Origin of the sequence: Pseudoroseicyclus tamaricis (genome assembly GCF_012070395.1) — a bacterium.
In the GTDB taxonomy this organism is placed as follows: Bacteria; Pseudomonadota; Alphaproteobacteria; order Rhodobacterales; family Rhodobacteraceae; genus Pseudoroseicyclus_A; species Pseudoroseicyclus_A tamaricis.
Genome location: NZ_JAAFYS010000002.1, coordinates 56,098 through 76,191, shown reverse-complemented (window position 1 = coordinate 76,191; position 20,094 = coordinate 56,098). Strand labels below are relative to the sequence as shown.

Sequence of the window (20,094 nt, the reverse complement as noted above, 5' to 3'; positions counted from 1 at the left end):
GCCTCCGCCCCCCCGGGCGAAGAGCGGCGACATGCCGATGCCCCTCCCCCGCCACCGGCGCCTGCCGCGGTGTCGCCGGGGGAGTCCGCCCTCTCGCCCTCCACCGCGGCCCCGGCCGACCCTGCCTCCCCGCCCCGGGCGGCGGCCTCGCCCTCGCCTCTGGCGGGCCGGCCGCCGAGCCTCGCGGAGGTCTTCGCGGCGCATCCGGCGGATGCCGCGGCGCCCGGCTTTGTGCTGGCACATCTCTCCCCCGGCCCGGTGCTCTGGGTGCAGGACCGGCTCTCCCGGCGCGAGAGCGGTCGGATGCTGCTCTCCGGCCTGTCTCCGGGGGTGGAGCTCTTCCAGCTGACGGTCTCGCGCCCGGCGGACGTGCTGCGCGCGATGGAGGAGGGGCTGGCCTGCCCCGCCCTCTCCGCCGTGGTGGGCGAGATCTGGGGCGAGAGCCCGGCGCTCTCCTTCACGGCGACGAAGCGGCTGGTGATGCGGGCCGAGGGGGAGAAGGTCCCCGCCTGGCTCATCCGCCGCGCCGCGCGGGCGGATCTCTCGGCGGCGCGCAGCCGCTGGCGGATCGCCTCGCTGCCCTCCTACACCGGCCCTCCGGATGCGCAGGCGCCCACCGCCCCCACCTGGCACACGGGCCTCTTCCGCGCCCGCTTCCGCCCGCCTGCGGACTGGGTGGTCATCCATGACGCGGGCCTGCGCTTCACCCACGAGGCCCCCTTCAACGAGGCGGCCTGGCCGGGCCTGCGCGGCCCGGAGAAAGAGGCCTCTCCCCCGGAGGCCCGGCCGGAGCCCGGCGCCAACGTCGTCCAGCTGGCGGTCGCCCGCCATTGAGCGGCGCGCCTGCGGCGCACACGATCCTTGGGAAGGGGGGCTGTCTGCCCCCCTCTTGGCCTGCGGCCAATTCACCCCCCGAGGATTTTTCCGGACCAAAGACGGGCAAGCGGCTTCACCGCAGGAGGAGGCAAGCTGCCAGACGGGGCCCCGTCTTCGGTCAGAGCATCTGCCACAGGCCGCCTCCCCGGGGCCGCGGCCCTGTCCGCCTGGCGGAAGGGTGGGGAACGAAGCGTTCCGCCTCCCCTGTCCCCCTGACTTTGGTCCCCAAAAATCCTCGGGGGGTCCGGGGGGCAGACAGCCCCCCGGTCCTGTGCTCTCCACGCGCGCGCCGCTCCCCCCTCGTCCTTTGGCCGCCCCAAGCGCCTGCCCGCTCTGATGGCAGGGGCGGCGGGGCAACCGGCCCGCCGCGTCCTCTCCATCGACCTGCCGCTCTTCGCGATCGAGCGGCACCTGCAGGAGGCGGCGCGGCAGGGCGAGGCGGTGGTGGAGGAACTGCCGCTGGTCCTGACGCTCGAGGGGCGTCACGGGCCGGTCGTGCAGGCGGCCAGCCGCACCGCGCGGGCGGAGGGCGTGCAGGTGGGCATGCGTGTCGTCGACGCGCGGGCGCTGCTGCCCCAGCTGCACGTGGCCTATGCCGATCCCGGCGGCGACGGGGCGGCGCTGACCCGGCTCATGCGCTGGGCGCGGCGGTGGAGCCCGTGGACAGCCGTGGATGGCAGCGCCGGAGAGACGGCGCCGGCGGGCAGCGAGGCGCTGGTGCTCGACGTCACCGGCTGCGCGCATCTCTTCGGCGGCGAGGCCGAGATGCTGCGCCTCATCGAGGCGGAGCTCTCGGGCCTCGGCCTCTCCGCCCGGCTGGCCATCGCGCCGAGCCACGGCGCCGCCTGGGCGCTGGCCCGCTTCGGCCCCGTCCGCGCCCTCTGCCCGGAGGCGGAGCTGGCGGAGCGGCTGGCCCCCCTGCCCGTCCGCGCGCTGCGGCTGGAGGAGGAGGCGATCACGCTTCTCAACCGCCTCGGCCTGAAGACCATCGGCGATCTCGCCGCCCTGCCCCGCCTCTCCCTCGCCCGCCGCTTCGCGCGCGAGCCCCTGCCCCGCAACCCGCTCCTGCGGCTCGACCAGGCCACGGGGCAGAGCGACGAGCCGCTCGATGCACCGGAGGAGCCGCCGCGCTTCCTCGCCCGGCAGCGGCTGGCGGAGCCGGTGCTCGACCCGGTGCCGCTCATCCCCGCCCTCGCCGAGGCGCTGGTGGCGGAGCTGACGCGGGCCGGCCACGGCGCCCGGCGGCTGGTGCTGAGCGTCTACCGGACGGACGGGGAGACGGCCTCGGCCAGCGCCACCACTGCCCGCGCCAGCCGCGACGCCGCCCATTTCGCCCGCCTCTTCGAGGGCAAGCTGGACCGGCTCGACCCCGGCTTCGGCTTCGACTGCGTCACCCTCTCGGCGCCCCGTGCCGAGCCGCTGGGGCAGCGCCAGAGCCGGCTCGACGCGCGCCGGGCGGAGGGGGAGGAGCTGGCGGCGCTGGTCGACCGCCTCTCCGCCCGTTTCGGGGCGCACAACCTCGTGCGCCCCGTGCCGGCCGAAAGCCACCTGCCGGAGCGGGCCGAGCACGCGCCCCCCGCCCTCGCGGGCCGGCCGGAGGTGGCCGCCGCCCCCCGCCCGCCCGGCGCCCCGCCGCGCCCCATCCGCCTCTTCGAGCCGCCGGAGGAGGTGCGGGTGATCTACGCCGTGCCGGAGGGGCCGCCGGCGCAGTTCATCTGGCGGCGCGTCACCCACCGCGTCACCCGCTTCGCAGGGCCCGAGCGGATCGCCCCCGAATGGTGGCAGGACAGCCCCGGCACGCGCCTGCGCGATTACTGGCGGATCGAGGATCACGAGGGCCGGCGCTTCTGGCTCTACCGCGAAGGGCTCGACGGCGATGGCCGCGGCGGCGTGCCGCGGTGGTTCATGCACGGGGCCTTCGCATGAGGGGGGTGTGGGGGTGCCCGGGATACAGGGAGTGCCGGGCTGAAGCCGGGCCTGCGGGGGGCAGCCAGTGGCGGCTCCCCCTGCCCCAGCGCATGACCCTTGCCACCCGGCTGGCGCGCGCCGACCAGGCGCGGGCCGCGCCCGACCCGCCCCCCGGGCGGGCGCATGGAGATGTCGTCCGCAGCACACCCGTCGTCCGATGCTTCGGGGATAAACCGCTCGGCACGAGCGCCCCGCACGCCCACCCACGGGTCGGGCGCGGCCCTTTGACGGGGACATCCACGACGGCACGACGCGGCAAGGAGGCCGCCCACTCGGGCGAGCGTGCTCAAGGAGCCCCCCATGCCTGAGAGCGACAAGATCCCGCCCAAGCGGCTCGACCCGACCGGCTATGCGCCGAACCCGCCGGCGCCCTTCGTCGAGCTGGGGCTGGCGAGCGCCTTCTCCTTCCTGCGCGGCGCGTCGGAGGCGACGGAGCTCGTCGCGACCGCCCATGCCTTCGGCTACGACGCCATCGGCATCGCCGATCTCAACACGCTGGCCGGCGTCGTGCGCATCCACAGCGCCGCAAAAGCCGCCGGCCTGCGGCCCGTCATCGGCTGCCGGCTGAAGCTCGTCTCCGGCGACGAGTTCCTCGCCTACCCGAGGGACAGGGAGGCCTATGGCCGCCTGTCGCGCCTGCTCTCCAAGGGCAAGATGCATGACGTCGAGGGCAAGTGGCAGCAGAAGGGCGAGTGCGACATCACCCTGAAGGACCTCTCCCGCCACCAGGAGGGGCTGATTCTCATCGCGCTGCCGGGCGATGACCTCGCCCGCTTCGCCGAGCGGCTGGCGGAGGCGAGGCGCCACCTGACCGCGCTCAGCCACGTCGCCGCCGCCTGCCGCTACCGGGGGGATGACCGGGCGCGGCTGATCACGCTGGACGGGCTGGCAAAGCAGCACGGCCTGCGCCTCGTCGCCACCAACGATGTGCTCTACCACACGCCCGCCCGGCGGCCCCTGCAGGACGTGATGACCTGCATTCGAGAGAAGACCACCATCGCCCGCGCCGGCTACCTCCTCGAGCCCAATGGCGAGCGGCACCTGAAGTCCCCCAGGGAGATGATCCGCCTCTTCGGCGAGTATCCCGAGGCGATCCGGGCGGCGCGGGATATCCTCGACCAGATCACCTTCTCGCTGGAGGAGCTGGCCTACGAATACCCGCGCGAGGTGATCCCTCAGGAGATGTCGCCGCAGGCGTATCTCGAACAGCTCACCTGGCAGGGCGCCGCGACCCGCTACCCCGAGGGCGTGCCGGAGAGCACACGCGCCACCCTCGCCAAGGAACTGGCGATGATCGAGAAGCTCGACATCGCCCGCTATTTCCTGACCATCCACGACATCATCCGCTTCGCGAGGCATGAGGCGACGCCGCCGATCCTCTGCCAGGGGCGCGGCTCGGCGGCGAACTCCGCCGTCTGCTACGTGCTCGGCATCACCTCGGTCGACCCCGCGCAGCACCAGCTGCTCTTCGAGCGCTTCATCTCGGAGGAGCGCAAGGAGCCGCCCGACATCGACGTCGATTTCGAGCATGAGCGCCGGGAGGAGGTGATCCAGCACATCTATGCCAAGTACGGGCGCGAGCGGGCCGGGCTCTGCGCGACCGTCATCCATTACCGCCCCCGCTCCGCCATCCGCGAGGTGGGCAAGGTCATGGGCCTCTCCGAGGACATCACCGGCGCGCTCGCCAAGACCGTCTGGGGCTCCTACGGGCGCTCCGTCGGCGAGGCGAAGGCGGAGGAGGCGGGGGTCGACGTGGCCGACCCGCTGCTGCGCAAGACGCTGATCCTCGCCGAGCAGCTCATCGGCATGCCGCGGCACCTCTCCCAGCACGTGGGTGGCTTCATCCTGACGGAGCGGGCGCTGACCGAGACGGTGCCCATCGGCAACGGCGCCATGGCCGACCGCAGCTTCATCGAGTGGGACAAGGACGATATCGACGCGCTCGGCATCCTGAAGGTGGATATCCTCGCACTCGGCATGCTCACCTGCATCCGCAAGGCCTTCGACCTGATCGCCGCCCATCACGGCGAGCACTGGACGCTGGCAAACGTCCCGCAGGAGGATGCGCGCGTCTACAACATGCTGACGAAGGGGGATTCCATCGGCGTCTTCCAGGTGGAGAGCCGGGCCCAGATGAACATGCTGCCGCGCCTCAGGCCCCGCACCTTCTACGATCTCGTCATCGAGGTCGCCATCGTCCGCCCCGGCCCGATCCAGGGCGACATGGTGCACCCCTACCTTCGCCGCCGCTCCGGCGAGGAGGAGGTGATCTATCCCGCCCCCGGCGCCCCGCATGACCCGGCGGAGCTGAAGAGCATCCTCGCCCGCACGCTCGGCGTGCCGATCTTCCAGGAGCAGGCGATGAAGATCGCCATCGAGGCGGCGGAATTCTCCCCCGCCGAGGCCAACGAATTGCGCAAGGCCATGGCCACCTTCCGCTCCGCCGGCACCATCGGCCTGCTGGAGGACAAGATGGTCACGCGCATGGTGAGGCGCGGCTACGAGGAGGAATTCGCGCGCCGCTGCTTCGACCAGATCAAGGGCTTCGGGGAATACGGCTTCCCGGAGAGCCACGCGGCGAGCTTCGCGCTGCTCGTCTATGTCTCCGCCTGGCTGAAATGCCATTACCCGGGCATCTTCGGCGCGGCGCTCCTCAACTCCCAGCCCATGGGCTTCTACGCCCCCGCGCAGATCGTGCGCGACATGCGCGACCACGGGGTAGAGGTGCGGCCGGCGGATGTGAACTTCTCCGAATGGGACACCACGCTGGAGCCGGCGGGCACCGGCTTCGCCGTCCGCCTTGGCCTCCGGCAGATCGGCGGGCTGAACCGCGAGGCGGCGCTTCGCATGCTGGAGGGACGCGACCGCCCCTTCGAGAGCGTGGCCGAACTGCAGACGCGCGGGCGCTGCAAGCCGGCCCTGATCCGCCGGCTGGCGGAGGCGGATGCGATGCGCTCGCTCTTCATCGACCGGCGGCAGGCGCTCTGGGAGGCACGAGGCCTCAAGGAGGCGCCCGACCTCCCCCTCTTCCAGCCGGGGATGGATGAGGGGCCCGAGCGCCCCGTCGCCCTGCCGCAGATGCCGCTCTGCGAGGCGGTGGTGGCCGATTACCAGACGCTGCGCCTCTCCCTGAAGGCCCACCCGATGAGCTTCCTGCGCAAGAGCCTCGCCGCCCAGGGCTACCTGTCGTCGGAGGATCTCTCCCGCGCCCGCCCCGGCCAGCGGCTGAAGCTGGCGGGGCTGGTGCTGCTGCGGCAACGGCCGGGGACGGCGAAGGGCGTGTGCTTCGTGACGCTGGAGGACGAGCACGGCACGGCGAACCTTGTCATCTGGGAGAAGGTCTTCGCCACCTACCGCAAGGAGGTGATGCAGTCGCGCCTGATGGTCGTCCATGGCCGGGTGCAGCGGGACGTGGAGATCATCCACCTCGTCGTGGAGCGGGTGGAGGACCGGACGGACGCCCTCCTGCGCCTCGGGCCCGAAGGCCTCGCCCCGCCGCTGGCCCATGCCGACGCGGTGACCAAGCCGGTGCAGGGCTCACGCCGCTCCAGCCTCGATGCACCGCGGGCGGGGCATCCGCGGGAGGCGCGGATGTTTCCCAAGAGCCGGGACTTTCATTGAGGGGGAGGCGCGAGTTGAGAGTGCGGGACCGGGGGGCCAGCCCCCCGGAGCCCCCGGGATTTTTGGGATCAAAGACAGGGAGGGGTGGCGGGCGGCATAAGAGGGGGGGGGAGGGCGCGCGGGTCTAGGGGTGGAGCCATAAGAGGAACTTTGGGATGGCATAAGAAAACACAAAAACAGCCTATCTTGCCTCTCCCGCCCCCGGCCCGTTATCTGGGGCCGACGCCGGGTGACCGAACCCGGCACAATCATTCATGCAAAACGACCCGAGGAGCCCCCCATGGACACGACTCGCGACGAAAAAGGCGGCTGCCCCATGAGCGGCGGCGGCAAGCGCGGCCACCGCAACAGTGACTGGTGGCCCGAGCAGCTCGACATCTCCAAGCTGCACGCCAACTCCAAGCTCTCCGACCCGATGGGCGAAGGCTTCGACTACGCCGAGGAGTTCAAGAGCCTCGACATCGATGCCGTCATGGCCGACCTGCGCGAGGTGATGACCGACAGCAAGGACTGGTGGCCCGCCGACTTCGGCCATTACGGCGGTCTCTTCATCCGCATGGCGTGGCACTCCGCCGGCACCTACCGGATCACCGACGGGCGCGGTGGCGCCGGCGCCGGCCAGCAGCGCTTCGCGCCGCTCAACTCCTGGCCCGACAATGCCAACCTCGACAAGGCCCGCCGCATCATCTGGCCGATCAAGCAGAAATACGGGCGCAAGCTCTCCTGGGCGGACCTGATGGTGCTGACCGGGAACGTCGCGCTGGAGAGCATGGGCTTCAAGACCTTCGGCTTCGCCGGCGGCCGCGAGGACGTGTGGGAGCCCGAGGAGCTCTACTGGGGCCCCGAGGGCACCTGGCTCGGCTCCGAGCGCTATTCCGGCGAGCGCCAGCTGGAGGAGCCGCTGGCCGCCGTGCAGATGGGCCTCATCTACGTGAACCCCGAGGGCCCCGATGGCGAGCCCGACCCGGTGAAGGCCGCGCATGACATCCGCGAGACCTTCTTCCGCATGGCGATGAACGACGAGGAGACCGTCGCCCTCATCGCCGGCGGCCACACCTTCGGCAAGACCCACGGCGCGGGCGATCCCTCGCTCGTCGGGGCGGACCCGGAAGGCGCCGAGGTCGAGGACCAGGGCCTCGGCTGGAAGAGCGGCCATGGCGCCGGCCACGGGCCCGATGCCATCACCGGCGGGCCGGAGGTGATCTGGACGCAGACGCCCACGCAATGGGGCAACCTCTTCTTCAAGAACCTCTTCGAGAACGAGTGGGAGCTCGACAAGTCCCCCGCCGGGGCCTTCCAGTGGGTCGCCAAGGACCACGAGGCCGACATCCCCGGCCCGCACCCGGATTCGCCGAAGCGCCGGCCGACGATGCTGACGACGGACCTCTCCCTGCGGATGGATCCGGAATACGAGCGCATCTCCCGCCGGTTCTACGAGAACCCCGACGAGTTCGCCGATGCCTTCGCCCGCGCGTGGTTCAAGCTGACGCACCGCGACATGGGGCCGAAGATCCGCTACATCGGCAAGTACGTCCCGCAGGAAGACCTGATGTGGCAGGACCCGATCCCCGCGCTCGACCATGAGGTGGTCGGCGAGGCGGAGATCGCCGAGCTGAAGGAGAAGCTCCTCTCCTCTGGCCTGACCACCGCCGAGCTGGTCTCCACCGCATGGGCCGCCGCCTCCACCTTCCGCCGGTCGGACAAGCGGGGCGGCGCCAACGGTGCCCGCATCCGCCTCGCCCCGCAGAAGGACTGGGAGGTGAACGACCCCGAGCAGCTGCAGAAGGTGCTGGGCGTTCTGGAAGGCATCCAGGCCGACTTCCAGGCCGGCGGCAAACGCGTCTCGCTCGCCGACCTGATCGTCCTCGCCGGCACCGCCGCCGTGGAGAAGGCCGCCCGTGACGCCGGCGTCGATGTCGCCGTGCCCTTCACCCCGGGCCGGATGGATGCCAGCGCCGAGCAGACGGATGTGCAGAGCTTCCAGGCGCTCAAGCCGCGGGCCGATGCCTTCCGCAACTACCTCTCCGGCGCGCAGTTCATGCAGCCCGAGGAGGCGATGGTCGACAAGGCGCACCTGCTCGGCCTGACCGGCCCGCAGATGACGGTGCTGCTCGGCGGCCTGCGGGTGCTGGGCAACAACGCCCACGGCTCGCCCCGCGGCGTGCTGACAAATCGGCCGGGCGTGCTGACCAACGACTTCTTCGTCAACCTCTTGACGATGGATACCGTCTGGCAGCCGATGGCCGAGGGCGATTACGAGGGCCGCGACCGGCGCACGAACGAGCCGAAGTGGACGGCGACGAAGGTCGACCTGATCTTCGGCTCCCACTCGCACCTTCGGGCGCTGGCGGAGGTCTATGCCTGCTCCGACAGCCTCGAGAAGTTCGTCCACGACTTCGTGGATGTCTGGGTGCAGCTCATGGAGAACGACCGCTTCGACCTCGACCGCGGCGCCAACTGAGGCCTTTCCCGGGTTGCGACAATGATCGGGCCGTCCCTCTCGCGGGGGGCGGCCCTTTCCTTTGCGCCCTGCCCCGCCCGAGCCGGCTGTCTTGGACGTCGCTGCCGTTCCCCGCTAGGCTGAGGGGCATCAGGCGAAGGAGTGGTCGGGTGGAACAGGACTTCTGGCAATCGCGCTGGCGCGAGAACAAGATCGGCTTTCACGAGGGGCGGCCGAACGCGCTGCTCGAGGAGCATGTGGGCAGCCTCGGCCTCGCGGCGGGCGACCGGGTGGTCGTGCCCCTCTGCGGCAAGGCCGTCGATCTGGACTGGCTCTGCGACCGCGGCGTTCTCGTCACCGGCATCGAGCTGAACGAGAGCGCCGCGGGGGCCGTCTTCGACCGGCTCGGCCTGACGCCCGAGGTGGAGGCCGCCGGCCCCCTCACCCGTTACGCGGCGGACCGCCTGACGATCTTCGTCGGCGACGTCTTCGCGGTGACGCGCGAGATGCTCGGCCCGGTGGCCGCCGTCTATGACCGCGCCGCCCTCGTCGCCCTCCCCCCTCCGATGCGGCAGCGATATGCGCCCCATCTCGCCGAGGTGACCGGGCGCGCAAGGCAGCTCCTCATCACCTTCGACTATGACCAGGAGACGATGGACGGCCCGCCCTTCGCTGTCCCTCCCGGCGAGGTCGAGCGGCTCTATGGCGAGGCCTACCGCCCGGAGATCCTCTCCCGCCGCGCCATCGAGGGATCGCTGGCGCAGCGCTGCTCCGGCGAGGAGATCGCAACGCTCCTCGTGCCGCGCTGAGGCCTCCCCCATGCGCCAGACATGAAAACGCCCCCGCAGGTCCCTGCGGGGGCGTTGTTTTCAGCAGCCTCAGGCCACCGTCAGTGGGGCGCGTGGGCCGGCGGGCCGCCCATGTCCGGCGGGCGGCGCACGAAGAAGCTCGCCGCGATCAGGCCGAGGGAGATGAGCGCCGCGGTGGTGAAGCCGGCGGAGAGGCCCGTCGCCGTGGCCGCCAGCTGATCCGTCCCCGCCAGCATCTCGCCCTGCGCCCGCACCGCCATGACGGAGACGAAGAGCGCGATGCCTGCCGCGCCCGAGACCTGCTGCGCCGTGCCGATCACCGCCGAGCCGTGCGAGTAGAACTCCGCCGGTAGCGAGCCGAGCGACGAGGTGAAGAGCGGCGTGAAGAGCAGCGCCAGCCCCACGGAGAGGATGACGTGGCCGCCGAGGACAACGGCGATCGGCGTCTCGATCCCGAAGGTGGACATGAGCCACAGCGCGCAGGAGACGATGATCGCCCCCGGCACCACCAGCTTGCGCGCCCCGATCCGGTCGAAGAGCCGCCCGACGATGGGCGCCAGCAGGCCCATGATCAGGCCGCCGGGCAGGAGCAGCAGGCCCGAGGTCAGCGGCGCGAGGCCGAGGACGTTCTGCATGTAGATCGGCAAGAGGATGATCATCCCGAAGAGCGACATCATCGCCAGCGCCATCATGATGACGGAGACGGTGAAGACCCGCACCTTGAAGGTGCGCAGGTCGAGGAGCGCCCGCCCCTTCGGCCCCAGCGTCAGCTGCCGCCAGATGAACACCGCCAGCACCACCGCGCCGACGGCCAGCGGCAGCCACACGGGCATCGCCGCCTCGCGGGCGCCGGCGCCCTCCCCGATGGTGGAGAGGCCATAGACCAGCCCGCCGAAGCCGATGGCGGAGAGGATCACGGAGAGGATGTCGAGCGGCGCCTTGCGCGGCTCCGTCACGTTGAGCAGGCGCATGTAGCCCAGCACCAGCGCGAAGAGGCCAATGGGCAGCACCAGCCAGAACATCCAGCGCCAGTGCAGGTAGTTGAGGATGAGGCCGGAAATCGTCGGCCCGATGGCCGGCGCGACGGAGATGACGATGGAGATGTTGCCCATCGTCTTGCCGCGGCTCTCCGGCGGGACGAGGTTCATCACCGTGGTCATCAGCAGCGGCAGCATCATCGCCGTCCCCACCGCCTGCACGACACGCCCGACGATCAGCATCGGCAGGCCGCCGGCCAGCGCGCAGACCAGCGTGCCGAGGCTGAAGAAGCTCATCGCCGAGAGGAAAACCTGCCGCGTGTGGAAGCGCTGCAGCAGGAAGCCGGTGATCGGGATCACGACCGCCATCGTCAGCAGGAACGCCGTCGTCAGCCACTGCGCCGCGCTGGCGGTGACATTGAGCGAGTCCATCATTCGCGGCAGCGCCACGGACATGATCGTCTCGTTGAGGATCACCGTGAAGGTGGAGACGAGCAGCAGGGTGATGACCAACCGGTTGCGGCCGCTCAGGTCCTCCACCGGGGCGGCGGACGGGGGATTGGTAGCTGCGGATGTCATGACTGCGCTCCGGAAAATCAGAAAAGGCCGGGAGCTCCGGCCATCGCGGATGGCCTCGCGCCTGCACAGGGTGAAGTCAAGCGCACTTGAGCCAATCGCGACGGTTTAACGCGGCCGGCCCGGCGACGGGCCGCATAAGCGGGCGGCGGCGCCCGCCGGGCGCGCCGAACCCGCCCCCGTGAGCGCCCCCCGTGCGCACCCCTGTGACCGGGCGTGACCGGGTGCTGCGGGAGGAGCGGTTTTCTTCCCCCGGCGGACATGCTAGCGACTTTTACAACGCCTGCGGGCCTTGCTGGCCGGGCGAATTCCGGGAGCGACCAATGCTCGGGTCATTCGACGCTGTTCTCCTCGCGCGGATCCAGTTCGCCTTCACGGTGAGCTTCCACTTCCTCTTCCCCGCCTTCACCATCGGCCTCGCGAGCTACCTCGCCGTCCTCAACGGCCTCTGGCTGTGGACGAAGGAAGAAAAGTACCTCGCGCTCTTCCGCTACTGGGTGAAGATCTTCGCGCTGGCCTTCGCCATGGGCGTCGTCTCGGGCATCGTGATGTCCTATCAGTTCGGCACCAACTGGTCCGTCTTCTCCGACAAGGCCGGCCCGGTGATCGGCGCGCCGATGGCCTACGAGGTGCTCAGCGCCTTCTTCCTCGAGGCCGGCTTCCTCGGCATCATGCTCTTCGGGCGTGACAGGGTGGGCCCCGGCCTGCACATGGCCGCCTGCCTGGCTGTCGCGGTGGGCACGGTGATGAGCGCCTTCTGGATCATCTCCGTCAACTCGTGGATGCACACGCCGGCGGGGTTCGAGATCGACGCGGAGACGGGGCAGTTCCTGCCGACCAACTTCTGGGAGGTGATCTTCAACCCCTCCTTCCCCTACCGGCTCGCCCACACCGTCACCGCCGCCTACCTGACCACCGCCTTCATCGTCGGCGGCGTTGCGGCGGCGCACCTCCTCGGCCACCGCCGCAAAAACCGGCCGGCGACGGCGGCAACGCGAACGATGTTCTCCATGGCCATGTGGATGGCGACGATCGTGGCGCCCGTGCAGATCTTCCTCGGCGACCAGCACGGGCTGAACACGCTGGAGCATCAGCCCGCCAAGGTGATGGCGATGGAGGGGCATTACGAGAGCCACCCCGACGGCGCGCCGCTCTACCTCTTCGGCATCCCCAATGACGAGACGCAGACGCTCGACTACGCCATCGGCATCCCCAAGCTTTCCTCGCTGATCCTCAAGCACAGCCTCGATGCGCCGCTCGACGGGCTCGACACGGTGCCCGATGACGAGCAGCCGCCGGTCGGCATCGTCTTCTGGTCCTTCCGCATCATGGTGGCCATCGGCTTCGCCATGCTGGGGTTGGGGCTGTGGTCGCTGATCGCGCGCTTCCGCGGCCGGCTCTACGACTCGCCCTGGCTGCACCGGGCGGCGACGCTGATGGGCCCCTCCGGCCTCATCGCCGTGCTCGCGGGGTGGATCACCACAGAGGTCGGGCGCCAGCCCTACACCGTCTACGGCATGCTTCGCACGGCCGAGAGCGCCGCGCCTCTGGATGCGCCGGCGGTCGGCACCTCCCTCGTCGCCTTCGTGGTGATCTACTTCGCCGTCTTCGGGGCGGGGACGGTCTATATCCTCCGCCTCATGCACCACACACCGGATCTGGGCGAATCCCGCCTCAAGGATGCGGTGGAAGGGCCCTACCGGGCTGCCGGCATCACGCCCGCGCCGGGCGAGGCGGAGCGGATCAAGAAAGGGGCACCCAATGCCGCTCGTTGAGGGGATCTCCTTCGATCTGACGATCATCTGGGCCTTCGTCATCGCCTTCGCGGTGCTCGTCTACGTCATCCTCGACGGGTTCGACCTCGGCCTCGGCATGCTCTTCGCCACCGAGCGGAACCGGCGGGACCGCGACGTGATGATGAACTCCGTCGCCCCCATCTGGGACGGCAACGAGACGTGGCTCGTGCTCGGCGGCGGCGGGCTGCTGGCGGCCTTTCCGCTGGCCTACGCGCTGATCCTGCCGGCACTCTATGCACCGATCATCGCCATGCTGCTGGCGCTCGTCTTTCGCGGCGTGGCGTTCGAGTTTCGCTGGCGCTCCGGCCGCCGCCGCTGGCTGTGGGACTGGGCCTTCATCCTCGGCTCCGCCCTCGCCGCGCTGGCGCAGGGCGTGACGCTGGGGGGCCTGCTGCAGGGCATCAACATCGACGAGGCCGCCCGCCAATATGCCGGCGGCTGGTGGGACTGGCTGACCCCCTTCTCGCTGCTCGTCGGGGTGGCGGTGATGGTCGGCTACATGCTGCTCGGCGCCTGCTGGCTGGTCGCGAAGACGACCGGCGACCTGCAGGCGCGAATGCGCCGCAAGGCGCTGGTGCTGATGGTCGGCACGGTGATCTTCATCGGCATCGTCAGCATCTGGACGCCGTTCCTGCAGGAGGGCTACTACCTGCGCTGGTTCGGCGGCTGGGGCACCGGCCTCGCCGTCGCGGTGGCTGTCGCCGTCCTCGCGCTCGGCGCTGCGCTGGGGGCGTCCCTCCGCGGAAAAGGGCGCGACGTGATCCCCTTCCTGCTCGCGCTGGGGCTCTTCATCCTCGGCTTCGGGGGGCTGGGCGTGTCGATGTATCCCTACATCGTGCCGACGGAGGTGACGATCTGGGAGGCGGCGGCGCCGCGCAACAGCCAGGTCTTCATGCTGATCGGCGCCTCGGTGCTGATCCCGATCATCCTCGCCTACACCGCCTATGCCTACTGGGTCTTCCGCGGCAAGGTCGATCCCGAGGCGGGCTACCATTGAGCCCCGCCCTTCCGGGGGGCCGCCCGTGAAGCGTGGCTGGCCGAAGCGGGTCGCGTGGTTCGTCGGGCTCTGGCTGGTCGGGGTGGCCACCGTCGGAACGGTGGCCTGGATCATCCGGATGACGCTGCCCTACTAGCCGATCATCGGCGCGTAGCGCCCCCCCGTCGTCTCGTAATGCCGCTCCAGCCGCTGCAGCGCGATCCGCAGGACGACCTTGCCGGAGCGGGCCGACCAGCCCATGCGGCGCTCCAGCGCCTCCATCCCTTCGAGGAAGCAGCAGCAGCGCAGGGCGACATCGGCGAGGCCGGGGCCCAGCTCCTCCAGCGCCGTGAGCAGCCGCTCGCGCGCCGCCTCCGCCCCCGCATCGCCGGCGGGCGGAGCGGGGGGATCGAAGGCGGTCGGCGCTCCGGCCTCCACATGCGCCTCCCACGCGGCCTGAAGCGGCGGGCCGAGGCGGGAGAGCTCGTAATCCTCGCGCATCCGCTCCCCTGCCGCCACCAGCGGGCGCGGCAGGAAGGGCTTGCCCTTGCGGTCGCGCCGGCGGGCGAGGCCGGAGAGCGGGCTCTCGGCGAGGGCGGAGCGCATGTGCCGCAGCCGCGCATCGCTCTCCTCCGACTCGCCGAGGCGGCGGAAGCCGGCCTGCGCCTCGGAGAAGCCCGGCTCCGGCCCGAAATCGCGCAGGGCGGCGCGGCCGGCGGCGGTGAGGACGTAGCGGAGGATGCGGGCCGCCGGGTCCTGCGGCTCGATCCAGTCGCGCAGCGCCAGCGTCTCGGCGAAGCCGCGCTCCACTGTCGCCTCCCGGCGCACCTCGCCTGTTTCGTCTTCGGAAACGATGACGCCCATGTCCATGTCTCGCGCCACAGCCAGCACCGTCCCCCGGCGGGCAAGGCGGGTGAGCAGGCGCCGCGCCTCCCGCTCGAAGCTGGCGCCGCCCGGCAGCGCCTCCCCGGCGCCCTTGCCGGAGACCCGCTTCGCAGAAATCTGCGCGAGCCGGCGCAACGCCCCGTCGACCAGCGGGTCGTCCCGCCGCGCCTCCATGCGCCGCACCTGCCGCAGGATCGTGGAGGCATGGACATCCGCCGCTCGCGCCAGCGCCCGGATCGGGCGGCCGCCCTCGGTGTGTTTGAGGTAGTGATGCACCGCCTCCGGCACCCATTCCGGCAGCCCTGCCACCCGGTGATCCACTGCTGTCACTTGAGAAAACGTCATCCTCGGCACCCCCATTCAACCGTTCCGTGAGACCGGCTCGTCACGCCGATCAGAGGGCAAACCTGAGTTTGGCATTGTTACCGAAGCGTAAACGGTAAGTGCCGGTTTAACGGAGGTTTCCAACAGGTGAACGGGTGTGGACGGTGGTCGACCCGCTCCCCCTCGGGCAGGCAACGCCCCCTCCCCCTGTGCCAGTCTGTGCCCCTCAGCCAAGCGAAGGGGAACAGGCATGCAGGATCTTCTGGGGATGATCGGACAGCTACAGCGGCCGCGGCTTCTGGTCCGCGCCGCCCGGGCGGGGGTGGAGGAGTACCGGCGCGAGCGCCACCTGCCCCGCCTCCTCTCCACGATGGAGGCGCCGCGCTCCGGCGAGGCGGTGATGCAGCTGATGCAGATGGAGGCCGAGGAGGACGGTCGCCGCCGCGCGGGGGCGGCGGAATACTCCATCCCCGCCCATGTCAATCTGCTGATCGCCATCATGGGCGAGGCGCGGCTCCTGCGCCTCGCCGGGCGGGACGAGCCGGCCGGCGGGGCGACGGTGACCCGCCTGCCCGCCGCGCCAGCCTGAGTGGGGCGGACCTGAGCAGTGCGGGCCTGAGCGGGGCCTCAGGAGAAGGCGTCGGGCATCGAGGCCTTCTTCTCCGCCACGAAGCCATGCAGCGCTTCCGACATCCCGGGGTCCATCGGCGGGGGCTGGTACTGGCCGAGGAGCTTCTCCACGCGCACGGCGGCGAGCGCCTCCGTCGTGCGGGCGCCCTCCTCGTCCCATGTCTCGAAGGGCTTGTAGTCCAGCACTTCGGAGCGCCAGAACGCGCTCTTGAAGTTGGCCTGCGTGTGGGCGCAGCCGAGGTAATGCCCGCCCGGGCCCACCTCGCGGATGGCATCCATCGCCTGCGCATCGGCGGAGACGTCGACGCCGGCGGCGATCTTGTGCAGGGCGCCGAGCTGGTCGGCATCCATCACGAACTTCTCGAAGGAGGCGACGAGGCCGCCTTCCAGCCAGCCCGCCGCGTGCAGCATGAAGTTGACGCCGGCGAGGAGGCCCATGTTCAGCGAATTGGCGCTCTCGTAGCCCGCCTGCGCATCGGGCAGCTTGGAGCCGCAGAAGCCCCCGGCGGAGCGGTAGGGCAGCCCCAGCCGGCGGACGAGCTGGCCGGTGCCGTAGGTGATCATCGAGGCTTCCGGCGTGCCGAAGGTGGGGGCGCCGGAGTTCATGTCGATGGAGGTGACGAAGGCCCCCGCGATGGCCGGGGCGCCGGGGCGCACGAGCTGCGAGTAGGACACGCCGGCGAGGATCTCCGCCAGCACCTGCGTCAGCGTGCCCGCCACCGAGACGGGCGCCATGGCGCCGCCGACGATGAAGGGGGAGATGATGGCCGCCTGGTTGTTGGCGGCATAGACCTCCAGCGCGCCCATCATGGTGGCGTCGAAGGTCAGCGGCGAGTTGATGTTGACCAGCGAGGTCATCACCGTGTTCTGGTCGACGAAATCGGCGCCGAAGAGGATCTTCGCCATGTCCACGCTGTCCTGCGCGCGGGAGGGCTCGGTGACCGAGCCCATGAACGGCTTGTCGGAGAGCGTCATGTGCGCCAGCAGCATGTCGAGGTGGCGCTTGTTCACCGGGATGTCCGTCGGCTCGCAGACGGTGCCGCCGGAGTGGTGCAGCCACTTCGACATGTAGGTCAGCTTCACGAACTTCTCGAAGTCGGCCATCGTCGCGTAGCGGCGGCCGCCGTTCACGTCGCGTACGAAGGGCGGGCCGTAGACGGGGGCGAGGACGAGGTTGCGCCCGCCGATCTCGACATTGCGGGCCGGGTTGCGGGCGTGCTGGGTGAAGCTGCCGGGGGCCGTCTTCACCAGCTCCCTTGCGAGGCCCTTCGGCAGACGCACCCGGTCACCCTGGATATCGGCGCCGGCGGCCTTCCAGCGATCCAGCGCGGCGGGATTGTCGGGGAAGGCGACGCCGATCTCCTGCAGGATGGTCTCGGCATTGCCCTCGATGATCTCCAGCGCCTCGGCGTTGAGGATCTCGAGGTTGGGCACGTTGCGCTCGATGAAGCGGGCCGTCTCGAAGCTGACGGCCGTGCGCTCGGCGCGCCGCGCCGCTCCACCGCCGCGCCCGGCCCTGCCACGCCGCTGCTCTGCCAGGTCACTCATGCCAAAACCCTCCGCGATCCGGCCCATTTGCCGCCTCATACGCGGCGAGGGTTAAGACAGAACCCGATTTTGCGCCGCTTGCGTGGCGAAAACGACATCGCGAGACCGAGGGCGCAGGAGAACGACAAACGGCCCGGGCGTTTCCACCCGGGCCTCAATGCCGGCGGCTGCCCGCGAGGGGCGGCCGCGCCAGATGTCGCTCGCAGATCAGGCGGCCTGTTTGTTCAGGCCCTTCTCGGCGAAATTCGACAGCTTCTTGTCCGCCGCGTATTCCTGATCGAGGTTCGCCTGCAGCAGCTCGATGGCGCCGTTGTGGCCAAGCGTCTTGGCCCAGGCGATCAGCGTGCCGTAGCGCGTGATCTCGTAATGCTCGACCGCCTGAGCCGCGGCGATCATGCCGGCGTCGCGGGTGTCCTTGTCCTCGGCTTCGGACATGATCTCGCTGCCTTCCTCGAGGATGCCGTTGATGGCTTCACAGGTGACACCGCGGGCCTTCAGGCCCAGGTAGTCGAACACCTGCTCGAGGTTGGCGATGTGGCCCTCGGTCTCTTCGAGGTGAGCCTCGAAGGCTTCCTTCAGATCCGGCGAATCGGCCTTGCGGGCCATCTTCGGCAGCGTCTTGGCGATCTTCTTCTCGGCGTAATAGATGTCGCGGAGAAAGTGCACGAACAGTCCTTGCAGGTCCTTCATGGGGAACTCCTTATCGCTGCGGCGGGACATGCCCGCCCTTTGACCGCGATAACGCCGGCCGCAGGTCGTCGTTCCGTGAGGCGCTGCCATCAAATGTTAGTCGCGCCGCTACAGGCGGAGGGCCGCCGAGGCTGCGGCGGCCGGGAGAGTGCGGCGGCTCTTGCGCCCCGAGCGCCGCCTGCCTATCGGGAGGCATGACCAGCCCGATCGCCAAGGCGCATGACCGCCTGCTCATCATCGATTTCGGCTCTCAGGTGACGCAGCTCATCGCGCGGCGCCTGCGCGAGCTGAACGTCTATTGCGAGATCCACCCGTTCAACATGGTGACGGCGGAGTTCCTCGCCGAGTTCGCGCCGAAGGCGGTGATCCTCTCCGGCGGCCCCGCGTCGGTGATCGACGAGGGCTCGCCCCGCCCGCCGGCGGAGGTCTTCGAACTGGGCGTGCCGATCCTCGGCATCTGCTACGGCCAGCAGGTGATGATGGAGATGCTCGGCGGCAAGGTCGAGCGCGGCGACGGCACGGCGGAGTTCGGCCGCGCCTACGTGACGCCCTCCCAGCCGCTCGACCTGCTGAACGGCTGGTTCGACACCGGCCGCGAGCAGGTGTGGATGAGCCATGGCGACCACGTTGCCAAGATCGCCCCCGGCTTCGAGGTCTACGCCACCTCCCCCGGCGCGCCCTTCGCGGTGATCGCCGATGCGGCCCGCCACTTCTACGCCGTGCAGTTCCACCCAGAGGTGCACCACACGCCGAACGGCCGCACACTCTACAAGGCCTTCACCCAGCTCGCCGGCTTCAAGGGCGACTGGACGATGGAGGCCTATCGCGCCGAGGCGGTGAAGAAGATCCGGGAACAGGTGGGCGACCGCAAGGTGATCTGCGCGCTCTCCGGCGGCGTCGACAGCTCCGTCGCCGCCGTGCTGCTGCACGAGGCCATCGGCGAGAACCTCACCTGCGTCTTCGTCGACCACGGGCTGCTGCGGCTGAACGAGGCCGAGGAGGTCGTGGCCATGTTCCGCGACCACATGAACCTGCGGGTGATCCACGCGCAGGAGCAGGATCTCTTCCTCGGCGCGCTCGAGGGCGTCTCCGACCCAGAGGTGAAGCGCAAGACCATCGGCAAGCTCTTCATCGATGTCTTCCAACGCTATGCCGGGGAGATCGAGGGCGCGGAATTCCTCGCGCAAGGGACGCTCTATCCCGACGTGATCGAGAGCGTGTCCTTCTCCGGCGGGCCTTCGGTGACGATCAAGAGCCACCACAATGTCGGCGGCCTGCCCGAAAAGATGGGCCTGAAGCTCGTCGAGCCGCTTCGCGAGCTCTTCAAGGACGAGGTGCGCGAGCTCGGCCGCGAGCTTGGCCTGCCGCCGCATTTCATCGGTCGCCACCCCTTCCCCGGGCCGGGCCTCGCCATCCGCTGCCCCGGCGAGATCACCCGCGAAAAGCTCGACATCCTGCGCAAGGCCGATGCCGTCTACATCGACCAGATCCGCAAGCACGGGCTCTACGACGAGATCTGGCAGGCCTTCGTGGCGATCCTGCCGGTGCGCACGGTCGGCGTCATGGGCGACGGGCGGACCTACGATTTCGCCTGCGCGCTCCGCGCCGTGACGAGCGTCGATGGCATGACGGCCGACTATTACCCGTTCAGCCACGACTTCCTCGGCGAGACGGCGACGCGGATCATCAACGAGGTGCGGGGGATCAACCGGGTGACCTACGACATCACATCGAAGCCGCCCGGCACCATCGAGTGGGAATAGCCCGCGAAAGCGGCGCTTTCCTGCTCGGGCAGGTCGGCGGAGCCGAATAAGGCGGCAGACTGCCGCGAGGGCCAAAGTTTCAGCATGTGCTGAGACATGTCACACGCTCCCCCGCGCTCCCCTCCGCCCTTTTCTTCGATCCCCAAATATCTAAGGGTCTTGCCGCCTTCGTCCCCGTCACAAGTGCGGGCGAAGCAGAGGCAATCGTCCCCTAA

General features: G+C 70.1%; 14 protein-coding genes. 10 read left to right on the top strand and 4 right to left on the bottom strand.

Annotated features, from left to right (window positions below):
• Window positions 1-69 precede the first annotated feature (69 nt).
• The 5 genes from GY170_RS06720 (at window position 70) to tmpT (ending at window position 9,714) form a co-directional block, all read left to right on the top strand.
• On the top strand, window positions 70-834 hold the full coding sequence (locus GY170_RS06720) for a hypothetical protein (protein ID WP_167803302.1): 765 nt from the start codon (window positions 70-72) through the stop codon (window positions 832-834).
• Between the two features lie 378 nt (window positions 835-1,212).
• Entirely contained in the window at window positions 1,213-2,802 is a 1,590-nt protein-coding gene (locus tag GY170_RS06715; protein WP_163891354.1) for a Y-family DNA polymerase, read from the top strand.
• Between the two features lie 342 nt (window positions 2,803-3,144).
• Entirely contained in the window at window positions 3,145-6,465 is a 3,321-nt protein-coding gene (locus tag GY170_RS06710) for an error-prone DNA polymerase (RefSeq protein WP_163891353.1), read from the top strand.
• Window positions 6,466-6,745: 280 nt separating this feature from the next.
• On the top strand, window positions 6,746-8,926 hold the full coding sequence (gene katG, locus GY170_RS06705) for a catalase/peroxidase HPI (RefSeq protein ID WP_163891351.1): 2,181 nt from the start codon (window positions 6,746-6,748) through the stop codon (window positions 8,924-8,926).
• A 149-nt stretch (window positions 8,927-9,075) separates the two neighbouring features.
• The gene (gene tmpT / locus GY170_RS06700; protein ID WP_163891349.1) at window positions 9,076-9,714 is read left to right on the top strand and encodes a thiopurine S-methyltransferase; all 639 of its coding nucleotides are present in this window, start codon (window positions 9,076-9,078) and stop codon (window positions 9,712-9,714) included.
• An 80-nt stretch (window positions 9,715-9,794) separates the two neighbouring features.
• On the opposite strand, the gene GY170_RS06695 is transcribed toward tmpT, so the two are convergent.
• Window positions 9,795-11,270 carry an MDR family MFS transporter gene (locus tag GY170_RS06695; protein WP_163891347.1) on the bottom strand — a complete coding sequence of 492 codons (1,476 nt, stop codon included), beginning with the start codon at window positions 11,268-11,270 and terminating at the stop codon, window positions 9,795-9,797.
• Between the two features lie 320 nt (window positions 11,271-11,590).
• On the opposite strand from GY170_RS06695, the gene GY170_RS06690 reads away from it, so the two are divergent.
• From GY170_RS06690 to GY170_RS06680, 3 genes are read left to right on the top strand one after another with little or no spacing between them, the layout of a single operon-like run.
• Window positions 11,591-13,042: a cytochrome ubiquinol oxidase subunit I gene (locus GY170_RS06690; RefSeq protein WP_163891345.1), complete on the top strand. Its 1,452-nt coding sequence runs from the start codon at window positions 11,591-11,593 to the stop codon at window positions 13,040-13,042.
• Window positions 13,029-14,060, top strand: a complete 1,032-nt coding sequence (gene cydB, locus GY170_RS06685) for a cytochrome d ubiquinol oxidase subunit II (RefSeq protein WP_203531229.1) — start codon at window positions 13,029-13,031, stop codon at window positions 14,058-14,060. The genes GY170_RS06690 and cydB overlap by 14 nt, the downstream gene beginning before the upstream one ends.
• 25 nt (window positions 14,061-14,085) lie before the next feature.
• Window positions 14,086-14,196: a DUF2474 family protein gene (locus tag GY170_RS06680; RefSeq protein WP_163891343.1), complete on the top strand. Its 111-nt coding sequence runs from the start codon at window positions 14,086-14,088 to the stop codon at window positions 14,194-14,196.
• Here GY170_RS06680 and GY170_RS06675 read toward each other — a convergent pair.
• Complete coding sequence (locus GY170_RS06675) at window positions 14,193-15,269, bottom strand: DUF6456 domain-containing protein (protein ID WP_163891341.1); 1,077 nt, start codon at window positions 15,267-15,269, stop codon at window positions 14,193-14,195. The two genes, GY170_RS06680 and GY170_RS06675, sit on opposite strands and share 4 nt — an antisense overlap.
• Before the next feature lie 229 nt (window positions 15,270-15,498).
• On the opposite strand from GY170_RS06675, the gene GY170_RS06670 reads away from it, so the two are divergent.
• A complete protein-coding gene (locus tag GY170_RS06670; protein WP_163891339.1) occupies window positions 15,499-15,837 on the top strand; it encodes a DUF6477 family protein in 339 nt (112 codons plus the stop codon).
• A 38-nt stretch (window positions 15,838-15,875) separates the two neighbouring features.
• Here the strand turns inward: GY170_RS06670 and GY170_RS06665 are convergent, their stop codons facing one another.
• Entirely contained in the window at window positions 15,876-17,426 is a 1,551-nt protein-coding gene (locus GY170_RS06665; RefSeq protein ID WP_163891337.1) for a trimethylamine methyltransferase family protein, read from the bottom strand.
• A 207-nt stretch (window positions 17,427-17,633) separates the two neighbouring features.
• Window positions 17,634-18,116, bottom strand: coding sequence for a YciE/YciF ferroxidase family protein (locus GY170_RS06660; protein ID WP_163891335.1), 483 nt, complete (start codon window positions 18,114-18,116; stop codon window positions 17,634-17,636).
• Between the two features lie 194 nt (window positions 18,117-18,310).
• Here GY170_RS06660 and guaA point away from each other — a divergent pair, with 194 nt between their 5' ends.
• Window positions 18,311-19,879, top strand: coding sequence for a glutamine-hydrolyzing GMP synthase (gene guaA / locus GY170_RS06655; RefSeq protein WP_163891333.1), 1,569 nt, complete (start codon window positions 18,311-18,313; stop codon window positions 19,877-19,879).
• Window positions 19,880-20,094 lie beyond the last annotated feature (215 nt).